The sequence below is a fragment of the Lentzea sp. NPDC006480 genome (genome assembly GCF_040611995.1).
Classification (GTDB): Bacteria; Actinomycetota; Actinomycetes; order Mycobacteriales; family Pseudonocardiaceae; genus Lentzea.
Window position 1 is genome coordinate 24,666 of record NZ_JBEXPJ010000086.1, and the last position, 9,836, is coordinate 34,501.

The following is a 9,836-nucleotide window of genomic DNA, read 5'->3' on the forward strand; positions in this document are numbered from 1 at the left end:
ACGGCACTGAGCCCCGGCGACACCGTCGTGTCGCCGGGGCTCAGCTTCTTACCGGAGGAGGGTGTTACAACTTTCGGGTGTTACAGCGAGCCGGTCACCGTCTGGAACAGGTTGGCCGGGTCGATCATGGCGAGCGCCGGGGCGTTCACCGGCAGCTGCGGGAGCGCGCGCTCCGCAGCCTTCGGGGCCAGACCATCGGTCGGGTTCAGGTTGAGACCCGAGAGGGAGGCCGGGCCGTCCAGCGGCAGACCGGGCAGCGAACGCTCGGTCGGCAGCGCGGGCAGCTGCACCGGAACCGGCAGGGCCGGCGCGGTGAACGGCAGCGAAGGCAGCGAACGCTCAGCAGCCGCACCCGTGGGGAGCAGCTCCTGCGCGGCGGCCAGCACCTGGCCCAGGGGCAGACCCTGGACGTTCGGCGTGATGCCGGCGGTGCCACCGTTCAGCGGCAGGTTCGAACGCTCCTGCGGGAGGGTCGGCAGCTCACCGACGGCGGGCAGCTGCGGGGTCGGCAGCTGACCGGCCAGGGCCTGCAGGCCGGCCGGGCTGGGCAGCGTGTTCACCGGCAGCTGGTCGATGCCGTGGAACGCCGGAACCTCGTCGGCCTTCATCAGGCTGTCCACGCCCTTGGGGAGCTGGATGCCCTTGAGCTGGGTGGCACGCAGGGTGCCCTCCTGCTCGCCGGTGGACTGGAGGTCCGCACCGGTGCCCGTGGTGGTCGCCTGGCCGAGGACCTCGATGGGAACCCGGATGATGCCGGCAGCGGCCTCGACCGGAACGGTCATCTCGCGGGCGGTCAGCGGGCCGCTGCCGTCCGTCTCCATGAGGCCGCCGGCCGTGGTGCTGGAGTTCTCGTCCGTCGCCGTGGTCGCGTTGCCCGCAGCCGCAACCGCGTCCGCGTACACAGCGGCAACGGCGTTGGCCGGGACGTGGATCAGGTTGCCGGACACCGACGCGTCGTGCGCCTGCGACTGGCTCTTGCCACCGGACACCACGTTGGTGTCGGAGACCACGTCGGACTTGCTGATGCCCGCCGCGGAGACGGTGTTGCCCGGCAGCAGCGGCGTTGCAGCAGGCTGCGCGCCGATCAGGTTGCCGGAGACCGAGCCGCCGTTGCCGCTGCTGGCGACGTCGCCACCGGCCACGGAGTCGAGGTCGTTGGTGACAGCGGAGTCGACGTTGCTGCCGCCGGCGACCGACCAGCCGGCGAGCTGGCTGCCCGTCGCGACCGGAGCCGAGATGACGTTGCCCGCGATGGAGCCCTGGTCACCGTTGGTGTGAGCGTCGCCGCCCGCAGCCATGTCGGTGGCGTTGTCGGCGGTCGTGGAGTTGTTGCCGACGAGCGTGGCACCGTCGCCGAAGACCTGGGCAGGCGTCGAGGACGGAACCTGGACGATGTTGCCCGAGACCGAGCTCTTCTTGCCCCAGGCCTTGGGGTCGTCGCCCGCCTTGACCGTGGTGTCGTTCGCCGAGTCGGACGTCGTGTTGCCCACGAGGCCGGCGGTGAAGCCGAAGACCTGCGGCGCGACGGCGGTCGGCGCGGTCACGATGTTGCTCGAGACCGTGCCCTTGTCGTCTTGCGTGTTCGGCTGACCGCTGGAGCGGACGACCTTGACCTCGTCCGCCGAGCCGGACGCCTGGCCGGCGAGCGTGCCGGCGACGCCGTACACCTCGGCCGGAGCGGCGAGCGGGGTCTGCACCAGGTTGCCGGAGCCGACCGAGTCGTTGCCGGTGTTGCCCTGGTAGCCCCCGGTGACCGACTTGACGTCGTTCTCGCAGGTACCAGCGGCCTGGCCACCGAGGCTCGCGCCGTTGCCGCACGCGTCCACGGCCGTGGCCGGGGGAACGTCGGCGATGTTGCCGGACAGGACCGACTTGTCGCCCAGCGTGTAGGCCGGGCCACCAGCGGTCGAGTTCGCGACGTTCGAGTGGTCGGTCAGCGCGTTGCCGACGACCGAGGCACCGTTGCCACCTGCGGCGACGGGCAGCGAGATGGGCGCGCCGGCGATGTTGCCGGACCCGGTGGAGCCGACACCGTTGGTGTTCTTCTGGCCACCGGCGGTCGACTCGTTGGTCGTCGCGCTCGTCGCGGACGAGTTGCCACCCGCGGCGGCCGAGTTGTCGTCGACCGTGATCGGGCCGGCGAGCGCGGGCTCGGCGATGTTGCCGGCGAGCGTGGCGGGGTCGCCGTCGGTGTGCGTCAAACCACCGGCGTAGGCGGTACCGGACTGCACCGAGTCGGTGGAGGCGTTGCCCGCACCGGCGGCCGAGTTGCCGTTCACCTCGAACAGCGGAGACAGCGGGATCGGCACGGCGTTGCCGGAGATCGAGCTGTTCTTGCCGCTGGTGGCGGTGTCGCCCTCGGAGGAAGCGAACGTGTGCGCGACCGAGTTGGCCGCGGCGATGCCCACCGCGCCCACACCGTTGCCGGTGATCTGAACCGGGGTCGCGCCCTGCTCGGCGACGACGTTGCCGGAGACGGCACCCTTGTCACCGTTGGTGGTGATGTCGCCGCCGGTGGTCGAAACCTGCTCGGCGGTCGTGTTGGTGGTGGCGTTGCCACCCGCCGCGATGGCGTTACCGGTGATCTGGACCGGCAGCACGTGGTTGACGGCGACGACGTTGCCGGCCAGCGCCTGGCCCTGGCCGTCGGTGACGATGGTGCCGTCGCGGTGCGTGTCCTGCGAGCAGTCGCCGGCCGCCTCGGAGTTGCCGAGGACCGCGATCGCGTTGCCGCAGATGTTGATCGGCACATCGACGTGTGCCTGGACCGTGTTGCCGCGGAACAGGCCCTGCGCGGCAGTGCCCTGCACGCGGTCGGCGGCCTGCTTGATCAACGGGTGCGCGACCGGAGCGGCCGAGCGGACGGGCACCGCGCTGGTGACGCGGTCCGTGCTGATCGTGCGGTCGATCTTGGGGACGTTCAGGCTCTTGGCGGGGGTACCCAGATTGTTCTGGTCCACCTTCACCGGAACCGAAACGCCGGCGTCAACGGGTGACGGTGCTGCGTCGGGGTTGACGTTCTCCTGGGCAGAAGCGATGCCCGTACCGAGCATCAGCAAACCACCAGTGACAAACGCGGACTGGATTCCGCGCTTTGCCCAGGTCTGCATTGGATCTCCTTTACCAAAGTCCCCTGGAATCAGGGGGGTTCATGGGGGTGGGGCCGGGCGCGCAGGGGAAGGCGCGCCATCACCGGGGGAGTCGCACGCGGTGATCGACCGAGGAGAGCGCAAGAAAAAAGCGCGACGGTCGAATTCCACACAGCCGGGGGAGAGGGCTGTCGTGGACCGCGCGCTGAAATCAGTCTGGGTTGATGCCGGGCTGCTTGCCCGGAGTCACGGTGACCTCGTCGGTGGACGGCGCGAGGGCGCGCGTCACCGAGGTGCCGTGGGAGTTGCCAGACGTGGCGAGAGCAGCGATCGTGCTGCCCTTGGCAGAACCAGAACCGTCGTTGCACGAAGAGCACTGCACCGGCGCGGGGGCCGGGACGGGCAGCTTCGGGAACGGGGTGCTGGGCAGGGACGGAAGCTGCTCGGAGGGTACGACGAAGTCGTTGTGCTCCAGCAGATCCGTCCACAACGCACCGGACGTGCCGGTGACCTGCGAGACCGCCGGGGCCGCTGGTGCGACCTCGGGGGTGGCCGGGATCTCCGGGAAGATCACGTCCAGGGACCGCGCGGTGGCGGGAGCCTGGGCCTGACCGATCCTGGTGACCTGCGGCAGGATCCGCTCGGCGATCTGCTCGACCGCCTTGTGGACCTGCACGTCCGGCAGAGCGGCACGAGCCTTCTGCTGCTCGGCGCGCAACGTGTCGTCGATCTTGTGCACTGCGGCGGCAGCGGGGACGACGACCGGCAGCTTCTCGTCCGACTTGGCGACGAGCTTGCTGACAACGTCGAACTGCTGACCGTCCACAGAGGACACCGTGTCCGCGGCGTGTGCGGCGGAGGTGGTGAGCACCCAGGCGACGGCCGTACCCGCGATGGCACCACCGACGGCGAGCAGCGCTCGGGTGGCGAACCGGCGGATGCCGTTCGCTCCCGTCTTCGCTCGCACATCGACAGCTGACAACGCGGGAACCTCGCTACTCGGTGGCACTCAAGGGATTCGCCGACGATCAAGTGATCAAGTCGACGTCGGCGACTCTGCCAGTCCCACTGCCCCGAATGCACGCTCAGAGCGCTCGGTTAACTACATCGTGTGAACGGAAGGCTCCAAGATCAAACTCGCTTGAGCACCCGCGCCGCACCCGCCGCCGCGGTGGACGCCAGCACCCAGCCCACGGCCACGAGCAGCCCTGAGATCCACTGCGACGCGCCCGTGAACTGCCACTTCCCGTCGTGGCCGAAGTCGACGATGGGCAGCAGCAGGTCGAGCGACAGCAGCCAGGCGTTCCACACCGGGTCCTCGTCCTTGTTGAGCTTGAGCATCGGGTGCCAGTTGAACCAGAGCGCGCCACCGAGCCAGAACACGCCGAGCCAGCAGATCGCGAGCCACGGCCGATAGCCGTAGCCGACGGTCCACCGCTGCACCCCGCCCCAGACCCGCCCGGCCAGGCCGAGCTCGGAGTAGCGCCGGCGTTGCTTCTCCAGCTGGACCTTCTGGGCGAGCTCCTCCTCACCGCCCTGCTGGTAGACGGCGGCGAGCTGCTCGTACGGTCCGGGCGCGAAGTCCGGCTGCACCTTGAGCAGCCACTTCAGCCTGGTCTCCACGGGCACGTCCGGGTCGGCGGTGATGCCGGCGAACTCGAAGTCGTCGACGGCGACGCCGCCCTCCGCGTCCCACAGCCCCGGTCCGTCGGTCACCGAGACGGCCTTGAGCCTGCTCAGCACGACCTTGCCCTTGGGCTGCTGGCCCTCGGGGATGTGCAGGCGGAACTGGTGCACGGTGAGGCCGTAGGCGTTGAGCGCGATGTCCGCGGCGGTGGAGCCGAGGTGCGAGTCGCTGAACGTCGCCATCTTGCCGACCTCGCCCAGCCGCAACCGCACGCCGCCGACCGCGGTGAACCCGCGGCTGCACAGGAGGTCCTTGCCGATCGTGATCGCACGGGCGTCGAGCGACGGCTTCTGCGTGCCGTTGGGCCGCAGCCGCGGCAGGGTCAGCTCGGCGCCGGACATGTCGAGGGTCGAGCCGATGTTCGCGTTCTGGAGGCGGACCGAGCCCTTCGCCTTCAGCTCGCGCAGGAAGAGCGTGCCGCCGACCTCGAGGCGGTCGGCGAACAGGACGTCGATGCCGGGCCCGTGCAGCGCCACCCCGGTCATGCTGGCGCTGCCCATGATGTGCGCGTTCGACAGCCGCACCTGGCCGTAGGTCTGCAGCGGCGGGGTGCGCGTGCCGCCGTTGTTGGCCGCGCTGCGAGCCTCGACGTCGCCCTTGACCTGCAAGCCGTCCGCGTGAATCGCCACGGGGACGCGGTTGGTGACGTCACCGGCGAGTTCTTCGGCGACCTCGCGCGGACCGATCACCGCGCCGGAGAGCCGCAGGTAGCCGCCGATGCTCGCGTTGGGCAGCCGGACCGTGCCGGTGGAGGTGAAGCCGTTGTCGAGCTCGACGTTGCCCTCGACCCGGATGCGGTCGGCCACCAGCGTCGCCGCCTCGTCGGCCAGGCCGTGCGGCAGGACGAGCACCTGGTTGTCGACGCGGTGGGTGGAGTGCAGGCGGGCGCCGGTGAACTCCAGGTTCCCGCCGACCCGTGCGCCGTCGAACAGCACCCGGCCCTCCGCGGTGAACCGGCCGCCCTCGGCGTTGCAGAAGACGTTGCCCGCGACGACGATGCCGGACGCCTCCAGCGCGTCCCGGCCGGTGTTGATCAGCCGGGCACCGCCGAGGTGGACGCTGCCGCCGATCACGGCGCCGCGCAGGCGCACTTCACCGTTGGCCCGCATGGCGATGGCCTGGACGGATCCGCTCACCCGGAGCCTTGCGCCCAGGAAGGCGTGCTCGCTGTTGGACCTGAGGACGGCTCCGGCGAGTCGCAGCGTGCCGTCGACCGCCGCGTCGGTGAGGTCGACGATGCCGGTGCAGGTGAAGCCGGCTTCGAGCACCAGGTCGCTGAACACCCTGAGGTTGCGGCCTTGCAGTCCGGGCACGCGGGTGCCGCGGAGCCTGAGCCCGATGAGGCGGGCCATCCGGAGGTCGGGTGCTTCCTCGAAGTGGCAGTGGGTGAGGTCGATGACGCGGGTGACCCTGGTGCCCTCGAGCTCGAACTTGCCGGTGATCCGCGCGTTTTGCAGGCGAAGGGCGGGCAATCCCTTGCGCGGAACGCGGTACATGCCGGTCAGCAACCCGGTCAGCACCTCGCCGCGGACGCTCTGCCCGGTCAGGTCGATTTCGGTGCCGCCCGCATAGGCCCCGGCGACCTGGCGCTCGACGTCGGTCAAGTCTTCCGGCTTGATCACTCTCGTCCTCCCCTGACGAACGGATCATCCCTATCAGGTTCCGTCTTGGCGAGGGCCCGAACAGTTAACGTGAGGCATGTGAGCGCAAACGAGACGGAGATCAGCGGTCGCGTTCCTCTGCTGCTGCGGGTGAGTGCGGCGCTGAGCTGGCGGTTCGTCGTTGTGGTGGCCGCGTTGTACGTGGTCGCGTACGTGCTGGGCTTCCTCGCCTCGATCGTGATCCCCATCGCAATCGCGCTGCTGCTCGCCGCCCTGCTGTCACCCGGCGTGGCGAAGCTCGTCGAGTGGCGGGTGCCGCGCGGCGTGGCGACGACGGTGATGATGATCCTCGGCATCGGGGTGCTCGGCGGCGTCCTGACGTTCGTGATCAGCGAGTTCTCCCGCGGCCTGCCCGAGCTGCAGTCCCAGGTCGGCGCGTCCTTGGACACGATCCAGCGGTGGCTGAAGGACGGGCCCGCGCACCTGTCGGACCAGCAGCTGCAGAACTACCTCAACGACATCGTGAAGACGATCAAGGAGAACCAGGCGGAGATCACGTCCGGTGCTCTGACGACGGCCGCGACCGTCGGTGAGGCGCTGACCGGGCTGCTGCTCGCCCTGTTCACGCTGATCTTCTTCCTGCACGACGGGGACGGGATCTGGCGGTTCGTCATCCGTGTGGTGCCTCGCGACGTGCGCACTCGGGTCGACGTTGCCGGGCGCCGCGGGTTCGGCTCTCTCGTTTCTTATGTACGCGCCACGGCTGCCGTCGCGGTGGTGGACGCCGTGGGTGTGGGTATCGGGCTGGCGATCATCGGCGTGCCTCTTGTGGTGCCGTTGTCCGCGTTGGTGTTCCTCGGTGCGTTCATCCCCATCATCGGTGCGGTGTTCACGGGCGCCGTCGCGGTCTTGATCGCGTTGGTGACCAACGGGCCGATCGCCGCACTGGTGGTGCTGGCCGTGCTCATCGGTGTGATGCAGCTGGAGTCGCACGTCCTGCAGCCCTTGTTGCTGGGGCGTGCGGTGAAGCTGCACCCGTTGGCGGTGGTGGTCGCCATTGCCGTCGGATTGGTCGCCGGTGGGATCGCCGGGGCGCTGCTCGCGGTGCCGTTGCTGGCGGTGCTGAACTCCGGGATCCGGTCGCTGGTGTCCGACTCGGATGCCGAGGAGGACCCGAAGCAGGTCGACGTGCTGGATCCGCAGGACACGGCACCGAAGGACGACAAGAGCGACCGGGTCAAGGACCTCTGAGCCGCTAAGCCATCGAGACGAGGTTGCGGCCGTACGCCTTCGCTGCCAGCAGTGCCGCGTCGGCTGCCACCAACAGGTCCGGCAGCTCGTAGCCGAACCTCGTCGTGGTCGCCACGCCGATCGACACGGTCAGGCCGCGCAACTCGTGCGGCTTGCCGTCGGTCGCCATCGTCGGCACCCGGAGCGCGGCCACGGCCTTGCGGACGCGTTCGGCCACCGACTCCGCCTCGTCCGGTGACGCCTCGGGCAGCAGGACGACGAACTCCTCACCGCCGAACCGGCCCACGAGATCGCCACGACGAACAGTCCCGCGCAGCAGCAGGGAGATGGCAGCCAGGGCGGCGTCGCCAGCCAGGTGGCCCACCTCGTCGTTGACCTTCTTGAAGTGATCGAGGTCGAGCAGCATCACGGCCATCGGGCGGACGCGGGCGGAACCCTTGGTCAGCTCGTAGCGGGCGCGGCTGTCCCAGTGCACGGCGTTGGCCAGACCCGTCTTGGCGTCGCGCTGGGCCGAGCGGCGCCACTGCGGGAGCTGGGCGGCGCGTTCCAGGAGGGCCAGCGGCGGACCGGCGATCAGGGCGTGGATGGCGTTGGACTCCGCCACACAGCCCATGAGTCCGCCGATGGACACCGCGACGATGCCGAGGACGACGTCGATCGGTTCGCCGACGTTCTCCTCGAAGGTGGCGGAGGGGCGGCGAAGTTTCAGGCCGGCCGCGAGCAGGGCCGCGCGCAGGGTCAGGAGCACGGTGGCGCCGAGGACCATGACCGGGAGGCCCGCGTGCGGGTTGGACCAGCCGAGCAGGTAGCGGGTCGCGAAGACGGCGAGTGCGGTCCCGCTCAGGGTGAACAGCCAGCGGTGCGTCTCCGGGCGTTGCTCCAGCAGGCAGTGCAGGGCCGGGCCGAAGAGGAGCAGCACCAGGAGGTTCGGGGGCAGGGCGAGGATGCCGGCCGTGAGATAGGAGAGGTGCGCTGCCCACGGGTTGCGCTCGGTCTCACCGAGGCGGTGGCTGTAGATCGAGCTGCCGATGATCACCGCGCTCGCCGTGCCCGCGATGGCGGCGAAACGGCCGATCTCGGAGGGTGACGGCGTGGGCGTGCAGATGATCACAGAGGTGACGGTGGCCAGTGCGATCACGTCGATGATCAGCCAGTAGCAGAGCGCGGGCCGACGCAGTGTCCACACCGGCCAGTCGCGCACCTGTATGCCCTCCCCACCTGAACCCGGAGAGCGTCGCACATTCCTCCGTTCGGCAGAAGACGGCCACCTGGGGGTTAGCCAGCGCACGTTCACGCGGCAGGATGGTGTCCGAAAGGAGCACAGCGTGCCCAAAATGCCTGCCGAACGTGTGACGAAGGTGATCGACGACCCGGCCACACCGCTGTGGCGCGGGACGATTGCGCTACGGATAGTCACATTCCTCTTCGCGGCGGCGAACGTGATCGCGAACCAGTCCGGTTACATCCGGCCCTGGCTCGCGTGGACCACGCTCGGGGTGATGGCGCTGTGGTCCGTGTTCACCAGTCGCGCCTACAGCACGACGTGGGGCAGGCGCTGGCCGCTGGTGCTGATCGACCTGGCGCTGACCTGCGGGCTCATGTCGCTGTCGCCGCTGATCATGTCGAGCCACCAGCTGCTGACCCTGAACGTGCCGCTGATCACCACGATCTGGGCGTGCGTTCCCGCGGTCGCGTTGGGCGCTCTGGCCGGGGGAACGGCGGGGTTCGCCGGCGGACTGACGGTCGGCCTCTTCACCTACCTGTCGAAGGGCGTGCCGAGTCTCGACCTGCTGCGCGACGTGGTGTTGCTGGCCGGCGCGGGCATGGTCGTCGGCATGGCGTCGGCCACCGCGCGGCGCTCGGCGGTGCTGCTCGCCCAGGCGTTGCGGGCGGAAGCGGCCACGGCGGAACGGGAGCGGCTCGCCCGGTCGATCCACGACAGCGTCCTGCAGGTGCTCGCCCGCGTGCGCAAGCGCGGGCTGGAAGTCGGTGGTGAGGCGGCGGAACTGGCCAAGCTCGCCGGTGAGCAGGAGGTCGCGCTGCGGAACCTGGTCGCCGCCGCGCCGACCGACTCCACTGTGGATGGAGAGATCGACCTGCGCCCCGGCCTGCAGCTGCTGGCCACGCCTCGCATTCAGGTGTCCACCCCGGCCACGCAGGTGATGCTCAAGGCGGGGATGGCGGGAGAGCTCCACTCGCTGGTCCGCG

The 9,836-nt window shown here is 69.8% G+C and carries 6 protein-coding genes; 2 read left to right on the forward strand and 4 right to left on the reverse strand.

Annotated elements, in window-relative coordinates; translation table 11 throughout:
• Window positions 1–80: 80 nt before the first annotated feature.
• From ABZX92_RS28625 to ABZX92_RS28635, 3 genes are all read right to left on the reverse strand, one after another.
• Complete coding sequence (locus ABZX92_RS28625) at window positions 81–3,110, reverse strand: chaplin family protein (RefSeq protein WP_355565796.1); 3,030 nt, start codon at window positions 3,108–3,110, stop codon at window positions 81–83.
• A gap of 190 nt (window positions 3,111–3,300) precedes the next feature.
• Window positions 3,301–4,071 (reverse strand): hypothetical protein, encoded by a 771-nt coding sequence (locus ABZX92_RS28630; protein ID WP_355565799.1) that lies wholly within the window; start codon window positions 4,069–4,071, stop codon window positions 3,301–3,303.
• 149 nt (window positions 4,072–4,220) lie between these two features.
• Window positions 4,221–6,398: a hypothetical protein gene (locus ABZX92_RS28635; protein ID WP_355565802.1), complete on the reverse strand. Its 2,178-nt coding sequence runs from the start codon at window positions 6,396–6,398 to the stop codon at window positions 4,221–4,223.
• A 78-nt stretch (window positions 6,399–6,476) separates the two neighbouring features.
• Here ABZX92_RS28635 and ABZX92_RS28640 point away from each other — a divergent pair, with 78 nt between their 5' ends.
• A complete protein-coding gene (locus ABZX92_RS28640; RefSeq protein WP_355565804.1) occupies window positions 6,477–7,628 on the forward strand; it encodes an AI-2E family transporter in 1,152 nt (383 codons plus the stop codon).
• A 4-nt stretch (window positions 7,629–7,632) separates the two neighbouring features.
• On the opposite strand, the gene ABZX92_RS28645 is transcribed toward ABZX92_RS28640, so the two are convergent.
• On the reverse strand, window positions 7,633–8,829 hold the full coding sequence (locus ABZX92_RS28645; protein WP_355565807.1) for a diguanylate cyclase: 1,197 nt from the start codon (window positions 8,827–8,829) through the stop codon (window positions 7,633–7,635).
• A gap of 133 nt (window positions 8,830–8,962) precedes the next feature.
• Here ABZX92_RS28645 and ABZX92_RS28650 point away from each other — a divergent pair.
• On the forward strand, window positions 8,963–9,836 hold an 874-nt coding region (locus ABZX92_RS28650; protein ID WP_355565809.1), incomplete at its 3' end, for a DUF5931 domain-containing protein.

Coding starts and splice junctions, on each gene's coding strand:
- ABZX92_RS28625 (WP_355565796.1), bottom strand. CDS start 3,110: ATGCAGACCTGGGCAAAGCGCGGAATCCAGTCCGCGTTTGTCACTGGT.